Annotated in this window: 15 protein-coding genes; 12 read left to right on the forward strand and 3 right to left on the reverse strand. The window is 66.5% G+C overall.

The window, feature by feature from the left end:
- Positions 1 to 127: 127 nt before the first annotated feature.
- Positions 128 to 1,399 (forward strand): CaiB/BaiF CoA transferase family protein, encoded by a 1,272-nt coding sequence (locus tag AB4Y40_RS00005; protein WP_368685952.1) that lies wholly within the window; start codon positions 128 to 130, stop codon positions 1,397 to 1,399.
- An 82-nt stretch (positions 1,400 to 1,481) separates the two neighbouring features.
- Here the strand turns inward: AB4Y40_RS00005 and AB4Y40_RS00010 are convergent, their stop codons facing one another.
- Complete coding sequence (locus tag AB4Y40_RS00010; RefSeq protein WP_368684043.1) at positions 1,482 to 2,453, reverse strand: NADPH:quinone oxidoreductase family protein; 972 nt, start codon at positions 2,451 to 2,453, stop codon at positions 1,482 to 1,484.
- A gap of 269 nt (positions 2,454 to 2,722) precedes the next feature.
- On the opposite strand from AB4Y40_RS00010, the gene surE reads away from it, so the two are divergent.
- The 5 genes from surE to AB4Y40_RS00035 are packed head-to-tail and all read left to right on the forward strand — an operon-like array spanning position 2,723 to position 7,402.
- Positions 2,723 to 3,484 carry a 5'/3'-nucleotidase SurE gene (surE, locus tag AB4Y40_RS00015; protein WP_324158963.1) on the forward strand — a complete coding sequence of 254 codons (762 nt, stop codon included), beginning with the start codon at positions 2,723 to 2,725 and terminating at the stop codon, positions 3,482 to 3,484.
- Entirely contained in the window at positions 3,481 to 4,554 is a 1,074-nt protein-coding gene (locus AB4Y40_RS00020) for a protein-L-isoaspartate(D-aspartate) O-methyltransferase (RefSeq protein ID WP_368685953.1), read from the forward strand. Before surE ends, AB4Y40_RS00020 begins: the two co-directional genes overlap by 4 nt.
- Before the next feature lie 5 nt (positions 4,555 to 4,559).
- The gene (locus AB4Y40_RS00025) at positions 4,560 to 5,483 is read left to right on the forward strand and encodes a peptidoglycan DD-metalloendopeptidase family protein (RefSeq protein WP_368686330.1); all 924 of its coding nucleotides are present in this window, start codon (positions 4,560 to 4,562) and stop codon (positions 5,481 to 5,483) included.
- Between the two features lie 13 nt (positions 5,484 to 5,496).
- A complete protein-coding gene (gene rpoS, locus AB4Y40_RS00030) occupies positions 5,497 to 6,603 on the forward strand; it encodes an RNA polymerase sigma factor RpoS (RefSeq protein ID WP_324160747.1) in 1,107 nt (368 codons plus the stop codon).
- Positions 6,604 to 6,622: 19 nt separating this feature from the next.
- Positions 6,623 to 7,402 carry a 3'-5' exonuclease gene (locus AB4Y40_RS00035; protein WP_028204946.1) on the forward strand — a complete coding sequence of 260 codons (780 nt, stop codon included), beginning with the start codon at positions 6,623 to 6,625 and terminating at the stop codon, positions 7,400 to 7,402.
- A 15-nt stretch (positions 7,403 to 7,417) separates the two neighbouring features.
- On the opposite strand, the gene AB4Y40_RS00040 is transcribed toward AB4Y40_RS00035, so the two are convergent.
- Positions 7,418 to 8,299 carry an endonuclease/exonuclease/phosphatase family protein gene (locus AB4Y40_RS00040; protein ID WP_368685954.1) on the reverse strand — a complete coding sequence of 294 codons (882 nt, stop codon included), beginning with the start codon at positions 8,297 to 8,299 and terminating at the stop codon, positions 7,418 to 7,420.
- Positions 8,300 to 8,577: 278 nt separating this feature from the next.
- Here AB4Y40_RS00040 and rlmD point away from each other — a divergent pair, with 278 nt between their 5' ends.
- Complete coding sequence (gene rlmD / locus AB4Y40_RS00045; RefSeq protein ID WP_368686331.1) at positions 8,578 to 9,996, forward strand: 23S rRNA (uracil(1939)-C(5))-methyltransferase RlmD; 1,419 nt, start codon at positions 8,578 to 8,580, stop codon at positions 9,994 to 9,996.
- A gap of 118 nt (positions 9,997 to 10,114) precedes the next feature.
- On the opposite strand, the gene AB4Y40_RS00050 is transcribed toward rlmD, so the two are convergent.
- Complete coding sequence (locus tag AB4Y40_RS00050; RefSeq protein ID WP_324160750.1) at positions 10,115 to 11,011, reverse strand: outer membrane protein assembly factor BamD; 897 nt, start codon at positions 11,009 to 11,011, stop codon at positions 10,115 to 10,117.
- 41 nt (positions 11,012 to 11,052) lie between these two features.
- Here AB4Y40_RS00050 and AB4Y40_RS00055 point away from each other — a divergent pair, with 41 nt between their 5' ends.
- The 5 genes from AB4Y40_RS00055 (at position 11,053) to AB4Y40_RS00075 (ending at position 17,797) form a co-directional block, all read left to right on the forward strand.
- The gene (locus AB4Y40_RS00055; RefSeq protein WP_368685955.1) at positions 11,053 to 12,300 is read left to right on the forward strand and encodes an RluA family pseudouridine synthase; all 1,248 of its coding nucleotides are present in this window, start codon (positions 11,053 to 11,055) and stop codon (positions 12,298 to 12,300) included.
- A complete protein-coding gene (pgeF, locus tag AB4Y40_RS00060) occupies positions 12,297 to 13,166 on the forward strand; it encodes a peptidoglycan editing factor PgeF (RefSeq protein ID WP_368685956.1) in 870 nt (289 codons plus the stop codon). Before AB4Y40_RS00055 ends, pgeF begins: the two co-directional genes overlap by 4 nt.
- 510 nt (positions 13,167 to 13,676) lie before the next feature.
- Positions 13,677 to 15,629: a class I poly(R)-hydroxyalkanoic acid synthase gene (gene phaC, locus AB4Y40_RS00065; protein WP_368685957.1), complete on the forward strand. Its 1,953-nt coding sequence runs from the start codon at positions 13,677 to 13,679 to the stop codon at positions 15,627 to 15,629.
- 90 nt (positions 15,630 to 15,719) lie between these two features.
- On the forward strand, positions 15,720 to 16,901 hold the full coding sequence (locus AB4Y40_RS00070; protein ID WP_368685958.1) for an acetyl-CoA C-acetyltransferase: 1,182 nt from the start codon (positions 15,720 to 15,722) through the stop codon (positions 16,899 to 16,901).
- Between the two features lie 155 nt (positions 16,902 to 17,056).
- Complete coding sequence (locus AB4Y40_RS00075) at positions 17,057 to 17,797, forward strand: 3-ketoacyl-ACP reductase (RefSeq protein WP_028206947.1); 741 nt, start codon at positions 17,057 to 17,059, stop codon at positions 17,795 to 17,797.
- The last annotated feature ends 22 nt before the right edge of the window (positions 17,798 to 17,819 follow it).

A 17,819-nucleotide genomic window follows, 5' to 3' on the forward strand; every position in this document is an offset into this window, starting at 1 on the left:
AGATTCCATCAGGGCCAGCGGATCATCTTGATCCGCACCACAGGCCGGATATAAGTCTGCAGCCTCGTCCTATCAGTCACACATCGAATATCACCTGGCAAACCGGGAGGCGTCCATATAAGACACCATGAGCGCAGCCGCCCCTTCCCCCGATTCCCGGACGAACGCATCCGCAGCGAAAGGCCCGGGCCCGCTCTCGGGCGTCAAAGTGCTCGAACTCGGCACGCTGATCGCCGGTCCGTTCGCGGCGCGCTTTCTCGGCGAATTCGGCGCCGAAGTCATCAAGATCGAAGACCCCAAGGGCGGCGATCCGCTGCGCAAATGGCGCAAGCTCTACCCGGAAGCGGGCGGCACGTCGCTCTGGTGGGCCGTGCAGGCGCGCAACAAGAAGTCCGTCACGGTGAATCTGAAGGCCGAAGAGGGCAAGGAGATCGTGCGGCGGCTCGCGAAGGAAGCCGATATCGTCATTGAGAATTTCAGGCCAGGCCTGCTCGAAAAGCTCGGCCTCGGCTACGACGTGCTCTCGAAGGAGAATCCGGGCCTCGTGATGGTGCGGCTCTCGGGCTACGGCCAGACCGGCCCGTATCGCGACCGTCCGGGCTTCGGCGCGATTGCCGAATCGATGGGCGGCCTGCGCCACATCACCGGCTATCCCGATCTGCCGCCGCCGCGCATCGGCATTTCGATCGGCGATTCGATTGCCGCGCTGCACGGCGTGATCGGCGTGATGATGGCGCTCCATCATCGCAACATGAACGGCGGCAGCGGCCAGATCGTCGATGTCGCGCTCTATGAGGCCGTGTTCAACATGATGGAGAGCGTGGTGCCCGAGTACGGCGTGTATGGCATGGTGCGCGAGCGCACCGGCGCGTCGCTGCCGGGCATCGTGCCGTCGAATACGTATCCGTGCCGGGACGGCAGCATCGTGATCGGCGGCAACAGCGATCCGATCTTCAAGCGCCTGATGACGGCCATCGACCGCGCGGATCTCGCAAACGATCCGCAACTCGCCCACAACGACGGCCGCGTGCCGCGCACGGCGGAGATCGACGGCGCCATCGCGGCGTGGCTCTCCACGCGCACCATCGACGAAGCGCTCGACGTGCTCAACGCCGCCGACGTGCCCGTGGGCCGCATCTACAGCGTGGCCGACATGTTCGCCGATCCGCAGTTCGCAGCGCGCCAGATGATCCAGCAGTTCCGCTGGCAAGCGCCGGGTGAGAAAGAAGGCGAGGGCGTGGACGTCGCGCTGCCCGCGGTCACGCCCAAGCTCTCGGTCACGCCTGGCGACACGCGCTGGCTTGGTCCCGCACTGGGCGAACATACCGACGAAGTCCTTCAGGCGCTGGGCTATGACGCAGACCGCATTGCACGGTTGCGCGAGCAACAGATCGTCTAGGCCGCATGCCTCATGCAAAACGGCTCGCCGGTGAACATCCGGCGAGCCGTTTTTTTGCGTCGTCCTGCGTAACAGGAAACGTTCAGGGCTCGATCACGATCTTGCCCGTCACCTTGCGCGAGGCCATGTCCTTGAGCGCCTGCGCGGTGTCGGCGAGCTTGTAGCGTTTCGAGACGTACGGCTTGAGTTTGCCTTCGCCGATCCAGCCCATCATCTGCGTGAACGCCGCTGCATTGTGCTGCGGCTCGCGACGCGCGAAATCGCCCCAGAACACGCCGACGAGGCTCGCGCCCTTGAGCAGCGCGAGATTGAGCGGCAGCCTCGGGATCTCGCCATTCGCGAAGCCGACCACGAGATAGCGCCCGCGCCAGCCGATGCTGCGGAACGCCGGTTCCGCATACTCGCCGCCCACCGGGTCGTAGATCACGTCGGGGCCTTTGCCGTCGGTGAGCGCCTTGATGCGCTCGCGCAAGTCCTCGGTGCTGTAGTTGATGGTGGCGTCCGCACCGAAGCGGCGGCAGACTTCGAGCTTCTCCTCGCTCGAGGCGGCCGCGATCACGCGCGCGCCGAGCACCTTGCCGATTTCGACCGCGGCGAGACCCACGCCGCCCGCCGCGCCGAGCACGAGCATCGTTTCGCCTGCGCGCAGCGCGGCGCGATCGACCACGGCGTGATGCGACGTGCCATACGCGAGCGTGAAGGCGGCGGCCGTCGCGAAATCGGCGCCCTCTGGCAGCGCCACACACGCCGATGCGTCCGCAAGCGCCTGCTCGGCGAACGCGCCCGTGCCCACATACGCGACCACGCGCGTGCCGGGCGCAAGCTTCACGCCTTCGCCCGCCGCGCGCACGACGCCCGCGAGCTCGGCACCGGGCGTGAAGGGCAGCGGCGGCTTCATCTGATACTTGTTCTCGATGATGAGCACGTCGGGAAAGTTCACGGCCGCGGCCTTCACGTCGATCACGACCTGACCCGGGCCCGGCACGAGGTCGGGCGAGTCTTCGAGCGTGAGCGAGTCGGGTGGTCCGTACTGGTTGCAGCGGATTGCGCGCATCGTGTCTCCTGTCCTTTCCGGTTCGGTTGCCTGCAGTTGCGTTGGTCATGCATTCGCTACCGCGGGACAGTGTACGGCAATCCGCCGCAATGCGAACGATCGTGCGATTTATTTCGCTTCGATGACATGTGCCTTTCGAGCCGTGCCATGGATGCGAATGCGCCCCGGACCGGCGCGTGATTTCGACGTGCAGCCCAGTGCCAGACACGCGCCGCCGCATGGGCCGGCCTGTCGTTCGCGTGCCTTCTTTCCTCGGTTACAATCGCTCGATGCGAATACTACTCAGCAACGACGACGGTTATCTCGCCCCCGGCCTTGCCGCGCTTTATGAAGCGCTCAAGCCGCTCGGCGAAGTCACGGTCATGGCGCCCGAGCAGAACTGCAGCGCCGCATCGAACTCGCTTACGCTGTGGCGCCCGCTGTCGGTGTTGCGATCGGCGAGCACCGGCTTCTATTACGTGAACGGCACGCCCACCGACTCGGTGCACATCGCGCTCACGGGCATGCTCGACCAGCAGCCCGACCTCGTGGTCTCCGGCATCAACAACGGCCAGAACATGGGCGAGGACACGCTGTACTCGGGCACGGTGGCCGCGGCGACCGAAGGCATCATGTTCGGCTTGCCGGCCATTGCGTTTTCGCTCGTCGACAAGGACTGGGTGCATCTCGATTCCGCCGCGCGCGTCGCGGCCGAGATCGTTGCGCATTACCTCGCGAACCCGTTGCCGGGTCATCCGCTGCTGAACGTCAACATCCCGAACCTGCCGTACGATGAGCTTGGCGACTGGCGCGTCACACGCCTCGGCAAGCGCCATCCTTCGCAGCCCGTGATCCGCGAGACCAACCCGCGCGGCGAGCCGATCTACTGGATCGGGCCGTCGGGCAGCGCTCGCGACGCGAGCGAGGGCACGGACTTCCACGCGGTAGCGAACGGCCATGTGTCGATCACGCCGCTGCAACTCGATCTCACCCATACGCAAATGCTGTCCGCGACGCACGACTGGGCGCGCAAGGGCGGCAGTGCTTCATGACGGGCGAGCGCACGAAGCGTTTTCCGCTCGGGCTCGCGGATCTCGTCCGCGAGCCGCGCCGGCGCGACGCGCGCCCGGGCGATGCACGCACGTCGCTCGTGGGCGCGGGCAACAGCAGTCCGTCGAAAGCGGGCGCCGGCACGCTCGCGAAGCCCGCTGCGAGTGCGGCCACGAAGGTGGGCACTTCAGCCGTGGCGAAGTCCGTCGCGAGCACGCCGTTCAAGGCGCCGCCTGCTAAGCCGGTCAATGCGAAGCCGGTGAGCGCGAAGCCGGCGAGTTCGATCAAGCCTGCGCATCCTGCCGGCAACGCAGCCGCGCCGCGCGCCGCCATGCCGGGCGGCGCGAGTGTGCCGCGTGCCGCGATGGCGGTCACCGGCGCGCCCGCCGTTGCGCTCAACGGCGCGCATGCGCTGACTTCGGAACGCGTACGCGAACGCATGGTCGAACGCCTGCGTGCGAACGGCATTGCCGACGCGCGCGTGCTCCAGGCGCTCGCGGCCGTGCCGCGCCACATGTTCATCGACCCGGGTCTCGCGACCCAGGCCTACGAAGATGCGGCGTTGCCGATCGGTCATCACCAGACCATCTCGAAGCCTTCCGTGGTCGCGCGCATGCTCGAACTCGCGGGCGCGGGCCGTGTGCTGGAGCGCGTGCTCGAAATCGGCACCGGCTGCGGGTATCAGGCAGCGGTGTTGAGCCAGATCGCACGCGACGTGTATTCCGTTGAACGCATCAAGCCGTTATACGAGCGGGCGAAGACGAATCTTCGCCCGCTGCGTATCCCGAATATCCGCTTGCACTACGGCGACGGACGGCTCGGTTTGCCGTCGGCGGCGCCGTTCGACGCGATCGTAATCGCTGCTGCGGGCTTCGACGTGCCGCAGGCGCTGCTCGAGCAACTCGCCATCGGCGGGCGGCTCGTGGCGCCGGTCGCGGTGTCCGGCACCAAGAGTGCCGCCGGCGAAGCGACGCAGGTCCTCACGCTCGTCGAGCGTACCGGGCCGGCGCAGTGGCGGGAGTCACGCCTGGATCGCGTTTTCTTTGTCCCCTTAAAATCTGGAGTGATCTGAATCCGATGAGTATGTTGCGCGCGATCAAAAGAAACCGCCTGAATGTCGACCTGCCCGAAGCCACGCTGATCGCAGCCCGGCGCGGCGCCGCGGTCGCCGCGCTCTGTCTTCTGGCCGCCTGCGCCACGCGACTCGATCAGGCACCCGTGGTGGACCGCACCGCGCCGCTCGGCACGGCAGCCGCACAGCCGCCGGTGCCGCTCGGGCCGCCGCCTCCGGGATATTACCGGGTGAAGCCGGGCGACACTCTCTATAGGATTGCGCTCGAAAACGGCCAGAATTATCGCGACATCGCGACGTGGAACAATCTCACCAATCCGAACCAGATTGAGGTGGACCAGTTGTTGCGCGTCGTGCCGCCGGGTGCGAATCCGTCGGCATACACGCCGGGTGTCGTGACCGCGCCGGTGCCGGGTGTGGGCGCGGCGCCGAGCGCTCCGGCAGCGGGGACGCCGGCGCAGCCGCCGATCTACGGCTCCGGTGCGAACGCAGCGCCGCCGATTGCCGCCGTGCCGCCGCAACCGGGTGCAAGCGGCGGCGACATGGCCGCGGCGCCGGGCGGCAACATTGCGCTCGCGTGGCCGGTGCGTGGTCCGGTGCTCAACGGCTTCGACGACACGAAGAACAAGGGCATCAATATTGGTGGTGCGCCGGGCGATCCTGTCAAGGCAGCCGGCGATGGACGCGTGGTTTATGCCGGAAATGGGCTGCGCGGTTACGGCAATCTCATTATCATCAAGCATGACGCGACGTTTTTGACCGCGTATGCACACAACCGGACTTTGATGGTAAAAGAAGGGGATGCGGTCACCAAAGGTCAGAAGATCGCCGAAATGGGCAATACCGACTCGGACCGGGTGATGCTGCATTTCGAAGTACGCCGTCAGGGTAAGCCCGTCGACCCACTGAAGTACTTGCCGCCGCAATAAAAGCGAGCCGACCATGCCGAAATCGAAGCGCCGTCTGCAGCAATCCGAGTCTGACAGCCAAGCCGCCCAGGTTTCGGTGGAGGACGGCGCGCAGGCGGGCGACGACGATGCGTCGCCCGACCTCGACAGTGGCCGCGACTACGAAGAGCGCGAGGAGCGTGAAGAGCGCGATTCGCAGTCCGACGAAGGCGGCTCGGGCGAGGGCGCCGAAACCGCCGAGGCCGCGCCCGACGCCGACGATTTCCGCGCCATGCTGCAGGCCGAACTCACGGCCGACACCATCCAGCATTATCTGAACCGGATCAGCGTGAAGCCGCTCCTCACGGTCGAGGAGGAGCAGCGCTATTCGCGGCTCGCCAAGGCCGGCGAGTTCGAAGCGCGTCAGGTCATGATCGAGCGCAATCTGCGCCTCGTCGTCAGCATTGCCAAGGGTTACCTCAATCGCGGTGTGCCGCTGCTCGACCTGATCGAGGAGGGCAACCTTGGCCTCATGCATGCAATCGAGAAGTTCGATCCCACGCGCGGCTTCCGCTTCTCGACGTATGCGACCTGGTGGATCCGCCAGAGCATCGAGCGCGCGATCATGAACCAGGCGCGCACCGTGCGTTTGCCGGTGCACGTGATCCGCGAGCTCAACCAGGTGCTGCGCGCGAAGCGACATCTGGAGAAGAACTCGCTCAACGCCGATTCGGCCTCGGAGCGGCGCGACGCGAGCATCGACGACATCGCGTATCTCACCGGCAAGACCACCGAGGAAGTCACCGACATTCTCGCGCTCAACGAACACACGGCCTCGCTCGACGCGCCGCTCGACCTCGACCCGGCCAGCAGCCTGCTCGACCTGCTCTCGGACGACCAGAGCCAGTCGCCCGACGCCGAAGTGCAGCATCGCGAGCTGGAAACGCTTACACGCGCGTGGCTCGGCCGGTTATCCGATAAGCATCGCCACGTCATCGAACGGCGCTTCGGGCTGAACCATATCGAGCCCGCCACGCTCGAAGAGCTGGCCGACGAAATGGGCCTCACCCGCGAGCGCGTGCGGCAGATCCAGCAGGAAGCGCTGGTGCGCCTCAAGCGCTTTTTCGCTTCGAACGGCGTGCGCAAGGACGCCGTTCTCTAAACCCTCGCAGTCCATCTGAATGACAGTTCCTGTACTTGTATTCGACATCGAGACGATTCCCGATGTCGACGGCATTCGCCGTCTCGACGATCTGCCCGCCACGCTCACCGACACCGAAGTCGCCGAGCACGCCTTTGCCGCGCGCCGCGAGAAGACCGGCAGCGATTTCCTGCCGCATCACCTGCAGCGCGTCGCCGCGATCTCGTGCGTGTTTCGCGATGGCCAGGGCTTTCGCGTGCGCTCGCTCGGCACGCCCGAAGACGGCGAAGCGCGCCTGATCGATTCGTTCTACCGCACGATCGAGAAGTACTCGCCGCAGCTCGTGTCGTGGAACGGCGGCGGCTTCGACTTGCCGGTGCTGCACTATCGTGCGCTGGTGCACGGCATTCGCGCGGTGCGCTACTGGGAAACGGGTGAAGAGGACCGCGAGTTCAAGTGGAACAACTACCTTAGCCGCTACCACACGCGTCACACCGACCTGATGGACGTTCTCGCGATGTACCAGCCGCGCGCGAACGCGCCGCTCGACGCGCTCGCGAAACTCTGCGGTTTTCCGGGCAAGCTCGGCATGGACGGCGGTCAGGTGTGGACCGCGTTTCAGGAAGGCCGCATCGAGGAGATCCGCAACTACTGCGAAACCGACGTGGTCAACACGTATCTGCTCTATTGCCGGTTTCAGATGATGCGCGGCGGTTTCACAGAGCGCGAATATGCGGATGAGATCGAGTTCGTGAAGCAGTCGCTCGCCGCGGAAACCGCACCGCATTGGGGCGAGTATCTCAAGGCGTTCGCGAGCTAGGCACGGCGCCGTCTCTCAGCCGAGTTCGAGCACGATCGGCTGATGATCGGAAGCCTGGGTCGCGCCGTCTATCTCGCAGCTTCGCAAACGTGGGCGCAAATCCTCCGTGACGAAGACGAAGTCGCACGCGAGCGGGCCGTCCGACCATTGCTGCGTGTCGTAGACGCCGGCCGTCGGCGGCGGCGTCGCGCCCGCATGCAGCGCGGTCCACGCGTCGATGAAGTCCGGGCTGCCCGCGAGCGGTTCGAGCATGCGTGTGTACGCCTCGCTGCCCCACGCGCTGTTGAAATCGCCGCAGACGATTGCGGATAGCGGGCGCGCGGTGCGGGCGAACGGGCCGACATCGTTTTCGGCGGGCGCGGGATGCGCCGCGTGATCGGCGGCTTCCTGCTGCAGGCGCCGCAACTCGTCCACTTGCGCGAGCCGCTGGCGCAGCGAATAGAACTCCAGATGCGTGACCAACACGCGCAGCGCGCCGCCCAGCGCGTCGAGCACGGCTTCGAGCGCCACGCGTTGCATCGAGGGTGCGGTGGAGTCGGCGGGCCACGGCAGGGCGTGGCGAAAAACCTGCGCGACGGGCAGGCGCGTGACGAGCGCGTTGCCGAACTGGCGGCGTGCCCACTGCGTCGTGCCTGGATTGGAGGCTTGCGCGTCACGCAGCGCAGGCAAGTCGGCGCCGATCGCTTCGATGACCGTATAGCCGGGCAGCAGCGAGCGCAGTTCGGCGAACTGATCGTCGCCGGGACCACCCGGCAGCGCCCGGAAGCCGCGCGTGATCTCCTGCAGGCATAGCACGTCGAAGTCGGCGAGGCGCTGGGCCTCGCGCACCGTGCGCGCGAGATCGACGACGCCAGAAGCGTCGCGGCCCCACTGCACATTCCAGCTCACCAGTTTCATCGGCACGCTCCTCGCATGGCGCGGCGGCGATTCCCGCACGCACGATTAACCCTAGCCTGGTTTCTCGTGGCGTGTTGTATGACGAATGCGCAGGCGGCGGCGCATACGGGGCGCAACGCGCACGATCGCGGCGGTTCGAAAACGGCAGCGACGGAGCGCGGGCGCCGACTTCGACTACAATCTCGCCTTCGCCCACAATTCACTCATCGTCAGTCAGGAATCCGCTGGTGTCTCAAGCTGCCCCCGACCCTCAAGCCGAGCCTGCCCAGGCCGAGCCCATGCCGTCCACGCCCCCGAAAAAGCGCAGCAAGCGCGAGCGCCGCGCCGAAAAGCGCGCCGCCATCGAAGCTTCGGTCGCTCATGCCCCCATTCTCGAGATCGAGTCGCTCGACATGGAGGCCCGCGGCGTTGGCCGCACCGTGACCGAGACGGGCGAGCCCGGCAAGGTGATCTTCGTCGAGGGCGCGTTGCCGGGCGAGCGCGTGACTTACCTCAGCTACCGCAAGAAGCCCACCTTCGAACAGGCGCAGGTGGTCGATGTGCTGCGCGAGAGCGCGATCCGCACGAAGCCGCAATGCGCGTTCTTCGGCACCTGCGGCGGCTGCTCGATGCAGCACCTCGACGTGCGTGCGCAGATCGCCGTCAAGCAGCGTGTGCTCGAGGACAACCTCATGCACCTCTCGAAGGTGCGCTCGGAGACGATGTTCCGGCCGATTCACGGGCCGTCGTGGGGCTACCGCTATCGTGCGCGCCTCACCGTGCGCAACGTGCCGAAGAAGGGCGGCGTGCTGGTCGGCTTCCACGAGAAGAAGAGCAGCTACGTGGCCGACATGACGAGCTGCGAAGTACTGCCGCCGAACGTCTCGGCGATGCTCGTGCCGCTGCGCCATCTGGTGGCCGCGCTGTCGATTCGCGATCGCATGCCGCAGATCGAGCTCGCCGTGGGTTCGAGCGTGACGGCGCTCGTGCTGCGCATTCTCGAGCCGCTCACGGCCGCCGACGAAGACCTGCTGCGCGCGTTCGCGGACGAGCACAACGTCCAGTTCTGGCTGCAGCCGAAGGGCCCGGACACGGTGTTCCCGTTCTATCCGCTCGACAAGGCACTGGACTACACGCTGCCCGAATACGGCATTCGCATGCCGTTCAAGCCGACGGACTTCACCCAGGTCAATCACCAGATCAACCGCGTGCTGGTGGGCCGCGCGCTGCGCCTGCTCGCACCGGAGGCTGGCGACCGCGTGCTCGATCTGTTTTGCGGCATCGGCAACTTCACGCTGCCGCTCGCGCGTCTCGCGCGCGAAGTGGTGGGGATCGAGGGCAGCGATACGCTGACGGCCCGCGCACTGGAAAATGCGCGCGCCAATGGCGTGGACGGCCACACGTCGTTCGCCTGCCGCAACCTGTTCGAAGTCACCGCCAACGACCTCCGCGCACTCGGTCACTTCGACAAGTTTCTCGTCGACCCGCCGCGCGAGGGCGCGTTCGCCGTTTCCCAGGCGCTCGCGGAAATCGCGCAGAGCGGCAATGGCCCGCTGCCCAAACGCATCGTCTACGTGTCGTGCAGTCCCGGGACGCTGGCGCGCGATGCGGGCGTGCTCGTCAACGAGGCCGGCTATCGGCTCAAGGGCGCGGGCGTGGTCAACATGTTCCCGCACACGTCGCACGTCGAATCGATCGCGCTGTTCGAGCGCGATTGAGCAAGCGCGCGGCAGCGCAGGCGCCTGGCCAACGCTGCCGCCGCTGAAGCCAAAAAAAACGCCACGGGAAACCGTGGCGTTTTGCTTTGCAGCGTGCCTCAGGCTACAGGCGCGGCGATCACCAGATCTGCCACCAGGACTTGTTTTCCTTGCCGGGGCGCGCGTGACCGGTGATGTACGGGCTGTCCGGGAAGGTGCCGGCGAGCACGCGGCGCGTGTCTTCGGCAAGCTGCGGCTGATCGAGCTTCTGGTACGACAGGATCATGATGTGCAGCGCGTCTTCGATTGCCGGCGCGCTCTTGTAGTCCTGAATCGCGAGCTGCGCGCGGTTGATGGCCGCCACATAGGCGCCGCGGCGATAGTAGTAGTCGGCCGCGTGCACTTCGTGCGAAGCGAGCGCGTTCACGATGTAGCGCATACGCTGGGCGGCGTCAGGCGCGTACTTGCTCTGCGGATACTTGTCGACCACGACCTTGAACGCGTCATACGACTCGCGCAGCGACTTCGGGTCGCGCTCGCTCATGTCCTGGCCCGAGAAGCGGCCGAACAGACCCAGGTCGTCGTTGAAGTGGATCATGCCCTTGAGGTAGTACGCGTAGGCAACGTCCGGGTGATCCGGGTGCAGCTGGATGAAGCGGTTGATCGCCTGGTCGGCGGCGTCGTTCTCGTTGTCCTTCCAGTTGCAGTAGGCCACGTTGATCTGCGCCTGCTGGGCGAAGTGGCCGAACGGGTCGCGGCCCTGGAGTGCTTCAAAGTATTTCGCGCACTTGCCCCAGTCGCCGCCGGAGAGCGCGTCCTGGGCCTCCGTATATAATTTGTTGTTGTTCCATGCTGCCGTTTCGTCGGTCTTTTCCGGCAGGCCGTGGCAGGCCGCGACCACGGCGAGCGCCGCGCCGCAAGCAGCAAGTCGAATCATGTTGCCAATCTTGCCGAGCGTGTTTGCTCGCGTCGCGCGCATTGCGTTTCGGGCCACCGCGTGTTGGGCCAGTTTCGTAATCGTGTTCAAGGCTCGCATTTATCCAGTCCAGCTTCAGGTCCACAGGTGACCCAGACTCAATGACCCGTACAGTTATTCCGGGGGCCGGCGCTCCCGGCGCCCAAAACAGCATCAGAGATTATAGCCTGGGCGATGCGCCCGATGACGCAGCCGCCAGTGAGGGGCTCGACGACGAACTCGCAGGCGAGGACGCCGGCGGCGCCCCGCGTGTGCGCGGCGACGAAGCCCCGCGCTCGGTTCAGGTGCCAGATGAGCTCGCGGGCGAGCGCCTCGACAAGGTGCTCGCCAAAGTATTTCCGGAATTTTCACGCAGCCGTTTGCAGGGCTGGATCGAGGAGCAGCGCGTGCGCGTGGACGGCAAGCCGGCCAAGGTGCGCCAGCCGGTGCCGCTCGGCGCGACCATCGAGCTCGTGCCGGACCTGCTGCCCGAGCAGCTCGCGTTCACGCCCGAGCCGGTGCCGCTCGACATCGTCTACGAGGACGACGCCATCGTCGTCATCAACAAGCCCGCCGGGCTCGTCGTGCATCCGGCCGCGGGCAACTGGAGCGGCACGCTCCTCAACGGTCTCCTGCATCGCTATGGCGAATCGGCGGCGGGCCTGCCGCGCGCCGGGATCGTCCATCGGCTCGACAAGGAAACGTCCGGGCTGATGGTCGTCGCGCGCACGCTCCAGGCGCAGACCGACCTCGTGCGCCAACTGCAGGCGCGCACGGTCAAGCGCCGCTATCTCGCGCTCGTCTGGGGCAACATGGCCGACGAAGGCACCATCGACGCGCCCATCGGCCGCGACCCGCGCGAGCGCACGCGCATGGCGGTGGTGAAGGGCGCGTCGGGCAAGCCCGCGCGCACGCACTTCCGGCGCATCGACAAGACGCTCTGGCACAACCAGCCCGTGAGCGCGATTCATTGCGACCTGGAAACGGGGCGCACCCACCAGATTCGTGTGCATTGCGCGCACATCGGCCATCCGCTGCTCGGCGATCCGGTGTACGGCCACGCGCGCGGCAAGCGCTCGGTTGCGGCGCTGCCCGATGGCTTCGCGCGCCAGGCGCTCCACGCATGGCGTCTCGGCCTCGTTCATCCGGTCACGGGCCGCACGATGCAATGGCGCGCCGACGTGCCCGACGACCTGGACGCGCTGATCGAGGCACTCGGCTTCGGCGGCGAGGAAGGCGAAGACGAAGCCGGCTTCGATGAAGACATGTTCGACAGCGCCTACACCGACGAAGGCTACGTGATCGGCAGCGACGAGGAAGATTACGAAGACGACGAAGACGACGAGCAAAATGAGGACAAGCCCGCATGACGACCTGCCCGGAACTGACATCCGACGATTTGCTGCACCCCGACTGGCAGGTTGCGCCGCGCGTGCGCGCGCTGGTGACGACGCGCGATGGCGGCGTGAGCGCGCCGCCATTCGGGCGCTGGCAGGCGGCGCAGGGCGGTGAGGGCATGGATCTGCCCGGCGGCCTGAATCTCGGCCGCGGCTCCGGCGACGATCTCGCGCACGTCGAGGCGAACCGCGAGCGGCTCTTCGCGCATGCGGGCGTGCCGGCCGCATGGCTCAAGCAGATCCACGGTCCCGTCGTGGTCGACGCCGCTCAGGCGCTCGCCGCCGCGCGCGCGGGCGCCCCGCTCGAGGCCGATGCGAGCGTGACCGCCGAGCCCGGCATCGCCTGCACGGTGATGGTGGCCGACTGCATGCCCGTCTTGCTGTGCGACGGCGCGGGCCGCGCCGTGGGCGCCGCGCACGCGGGCTGGCGCGGGCTGGCCGCGGGCGTCATCGAGCGCACGGCCGAGCGCGTCGCCGCGCTCGCGGGCTGTGCGACGGCCGACCTGCATGCGTACCTCGGCCCCGCGATCGGGCCCACGGCCTTCGAGGTCGGCGCCGACGTGCGCGACGCGTTCATGACCCATGTGGAGCAGGTCGACGCGGCACGACGCGATGCCCATCGTGCCGCCACCGCGGCGGCCTTCGTGGCGCGCCCCGAGGCGAGCGGCAAATACCTCGCCGATCTTCCCGCGCTGGCACGGCTGCGGCTCGATACGCTCGGCGTTCGCCAGGTGAGCGGCGGCGACCTCTGCACCGTTACGCTGCGCGAGCGCTTCTACTCGTACCGGCGCGATCGCGTCACCGGCCGCATGGCCGCACTGATCTGGCTCAATCCCTGACGTTGCCGCGACGCGCCGCCGCCGTGATGCAGCGCGGCGGCGCGTGGCGAGCCAGACGATTTTATGTTGCACTGCAGCTATTCCCGCAACGCACTGCGCGCCACTCACGGCGCATTGGCTCCCCGATTCCCGCATTGCACTGCAAGCGCTTGCCGCGACGGCGGATTTTCGTGCGCCAGACCGCACAGCAATGTGTCGCGGCAGTTAAACAATTGATTACATCGGGAAAACGATAATTAAAAAAATATCGCAGCGCGGCAAAATCGGGCACAAGCATTGACACGCTTTGCTATGGGGAGCAAGAATGTCCTTCACCCACGGGACAGGTCGTGACGAGCGCCGCAACGGCGCCCGTATGCGTACCACCTGCCTCTCAACCAGTCCTTCGGGACACATCGGTCAAAAGCAGGCATGACGGCATCTCAACGTTCCAAGACTGCCCCGGGCGCGGGCGCTTCAACTGATGGTGCAACGCGCGGCAATCCGCCGTTTGCTCCCGACGCAGCCGGCATGCAGCAGTATCTCGACGCGTGGACGAACGCCTGGCAGAGCGCCCTGAATGCTGCGCAGCAAACGGGCGGCGCGGCGCAGCAAGCGCCCTTCGCGGGACTCGCGGCCAACTGGTGGCCGCCGGCGGGCAACGGTGCGCCGGGTAATCCCTTCGGCGCGGGCAATCCCTTTGCCTCAGGCAATCCTTTCGCTGCGTCCAATCCCTTTGCAGCCGGCAATCCCTTCGCCGCGGGTAATCCCTTTGCCGCGGGCAATCCCTTTGCCTTAGGCAATCCTTTCGCTGCCGGCAGTCCTTTCGGTGCAGCCAATCCGTTCGGTGGCGCAAACCCGTTCGAAGGCTTCAAGCTGCCCACGGCGTCGATCGAACCCACGCGGCTGCAGCATCTGCAGGCGGAATACTCGCGCGACGCGCTCGACCTGCTGCGTCAGGCCACCGACACCACGCCCAAGGCGCCCGAACTCAAGGACCGGCGCTTCAGCTCCGACGCCTGGAAGGCCACGCCCGCGTACGCGTTCACGGCGGCCTGGTATCTGCTCAACGCGCGCTACCTGCATGAACTCGTCGACGCGATCGATACCGACGCGAAAACGCGCGAGCGCATTCGCTTCGCCGTGCAGCAGTGGACCGCGGCGGCCTCGCCCAGCAACTTCCTTGCGCTCAATCCCGACGCGCAGAGCGCCTTGCTCGAAACCCACGGCGAGAGCCTGCGTCAGGGCGTGATGAACATGCTCGGCGACATGTCGCGCGGCAAGATCTCGCAAACCGACGAATCGCGCTTCGTGGTGGGCCACAATCTCGCGACGACCGAAGGTTCGGTCGTGTTCGAGAACGCGCTGTTCCAGCTGATCCAGTACAAGCCGCGCACGGCCACCGTGCGCGAGCGGCCGCTTCTGATCGTGCCACCGTGCATCAACAAGTACTACATCCTCGACCTGCAGCCCGAGAACTCGCTCGTCGCCTATGCGCTGGAGCAGGGGCAGCAGGTGTTCCTCGTCTCGTGGCACAACGGCGACGCGTCGATCGCGGACCGCTCCTGGGACGACTACATCGAAGAGGGCGTGCTCACGGCCATCGAGACGACGCGCAGCATCAGCGAGCGCGAGCAGATCAACACGCTCGGTTTTTGCGTGGGCGGCACGCTGCTCGCCACGGCGCTGTCCGTCGCGGCGGCGCGCGGCGAACATCCCGCCGCATCGATGACGCTGCTCACCGCGATGCTCGACTTCGGCGACACGGGCGTGCTCGACGTGTTCGTCGACGAAGCCCACGTGCAGATGCGCGAGCAGACCATCGGCGGCAAGAACGGCGGCACGCCGGGGCTCATGCGCGGCGTCGAGTTCGCGAACACGTTCTCGTTCCTGCGGCCCAACGATCTGGTCTGGAACTACGTCGTCGACAATTATCTGAAGGGCCGTACGCCCGCGCCGTTCGACCTGCTGTTCTGGAACAGCGACTCGACGAGCCTGCCGGGGCCGATGTACGCGTGGTATCTGCGCAATACGTACCTCGAAAACAAGCTGCGTGAGCCGGGTGCGCTCACGGTGTGCGGCGAGCAAGTGGATCTGTCGCGCATCGACGTGCCGACCTTCATTTACGGCTCGCGCGAGGATCACATCGTGCCCTGGCGCACGGCGTATGCGTCGGTGCCGTTGCTGTCCGGGCCGTTGAAATTCGTGCTTGGCGCGTCGGGCCATATCGCGGGCGTGATCAACCCGGCGTCGAAGAACAAGCGCAGCTTCTGGAGCATCGAGGCCGACACGAAGCATCTGCCCGAAGAGGCCGACGACTGGTTCGCTGCTGCCGAGGAGAAACCCGGCAGCTGGTGGCCGACCTGGGCCGAATGGCTCGATCAGTACGGCGGCAAGAAGGTGAAGCCGCGTGCGCAAGCCGGCTCGGCGGAATTCCCCGAGATCGAGCCGGCGCCGGGGCGTTATGTGCAGCAGCGCGATTGAGGCAACTGGAACGCTTGCTGCGGAGTTCGGATTAACAACTTGACGGGCGGGGCGCATGGCGCGCCACCAAGTCGCCCGGAGGATCTGGAAATGACTGACATTGTGATCGTTTCGGCCGCACGTACGGCAGTAGGCAAATTCGGCGGCTCGCTCGCGAAGGTGGCGGCGCCCGACCTGGGCGCGATCGTCATCAAGGCCGCGCTCGAGCGCGCGGGCGTGACGCCCGAGCAGGTGAGCGACGTGATCATGGGTCAGGTGCTCACGGCCGGTTCGGGCCAGAACGTGGCGCGCCAGGCGTCGATCAAGGCGGGCCTGCCCGCGGCTGTGCCCGCCATGACGATCAACAAGGTGTGCGGCTCGGGCCTGAAGGCGGTGATGCTCGCGGCCAACGCGATCATCGCGGGCGATTCGGACATCGTCGTGGCCGGCGGCCAGGAGAACATGAGCGCCGCGCCGCACGTGCTGCCGGGCTCGCGCGACGGCTTCCGCATGGGCGATGCGAAGCTGATCGACAGCATGATCGTCGACGGCCTGTGGGACGTGTACAACCAGTACCACATGGGCGTGACGGCGGAAAACGTCGCGAAGGAATACGGCATCACGCGCGAGGAGCAGGACGCGTTTGCGGCGCTGTCGCAGAACAAGGCGGAAGCCGCGCAGAAGGCCGGCCGCTTCGACGCGGAAATCGTGCCGGTGGCGATTCCCCAGCGCAAGGGCGAGCCGCTGCAGTTCGCGACCGACGAGTTCGTGCGCCACGGCGTGACGGCCGAATCGCTCGCGGGCCTGAAGCCGGCGTTCAACAAGGAAGGCACGGTGACGGCGGCGAACGCGTCGGGCATCAACGACGGCGCAGCGGCGGTCGTGGTGATGTCGGCGAAGAAGGCCGAGGCGCTGGGCCTCACGCCGCTCGCGCGCATCAAGGCGTACGCCAGCGGCGGCGTCGATCCGAAGGTGATGGGCATGGGCCCGGTGCCGGCGTCGAAGCGGGCGCTGGAGCGCGCGGGCTGGTCGGTGAACGACCTCGATCTCATGGAGATCAACGAGGCGTTCGCGGCGCAGGCGCTGGCCGTGAACAAGCAGATGGGCTGGGACACGTCGAAGATCAACGTGAACGGCGGGGCGATTGCGATCGGTCACCCGATCGGCGCGTCGGGCTGCCGGATTCTCGTGACGCTGCTGCACGAAATGCAGCGCCGCGATGCGAAGCGGGGTCTCGCCTCGCTGTGCATCGGCGGCGGCATGGGCGTGGCGCTCGCGCTCGAGCGCGCTTGATGTTGACTGCCGGGGTGGGCCGCTAGCGGTCCGTCCCGGCGCTTGTGACCAGCGGGGCGACCAAAAACCGCGAGCGGTGCAGGCGAAGGCAGGGGAAGGAGCGAGGCCGGTGCCGTCGAACGGCGCAGCCGGAAAACGATAATGGAGTGTGGTTTATGTCAGAGCGTATTGCGTATGTAACGGGCGGGATGGGCGGCATCGGCACGGGCATTTGCCAGCGCCTCGCCAAGCAAGGTTTCACGGTGGTCGCCGGTTGCGGCCCGCATTCGCCGCGCCGCGTGAAGTGGCTGGAAGATCAGAAGGCGCTCGGTTTCGACTTCGTGGCCTCGGAAGGCAACGTGGGCGACTGGGATTCGACGCGCCAGGCGTTCGACAAAGTCAAGGCCGAGGTCGGTGAAATCGACGTGCTCGTGAACAACGCCGGCATTACGCGCGACGTGGTCTTCCGCAAGATGACGCGCGAAGACTGGACGGCCGTGATCGACACCAATCTCACGAGCCTCTTCAACGTCACGAAGCAGGTGATCGACGGCATGGTCGAGCGCGGCTGGGGCCGCATCATCAATATCTCGTCAGTGAACGGCCAGAAGGGCCAGTTCGGGCAGACCAACTACTCCACGGCCAAGGCCGGCATTCACGGCTTCACGATGGCGCTGGCCCAGGAAGTGGCGACCAAGGGCGTGACGGTCAACACCGTTTCGCCGGGCTATATCGGTACGGACATGGTGAAGTCGATCCGTCCCGACGTGCTGGAAAAGATCGTTGCGACGATTCCCGTGCGCCGTCTCGGCGCGCCCGAGGAAATCGCGTCGATCGTGGCGTGGCTCGCGTCCGACGAGTCAGGCTTTGCAACCGGTGCTGACTTCTCGCTGAATGGCGGGTTGCACATGGGCTGATCCCGCGCGCAGCGCGCCTGCA

Origin of the sequence: Paraburkholderia sp. EG287B (assembly GCF_040965595.1) — a bacterium.
Taxonomy (GTDB): domain Bacteria; phylum Pseudomonadota; class Gammaproteobacteria; order Burkholderiales; family Burkholderiaceae; genus Paraburkholderia.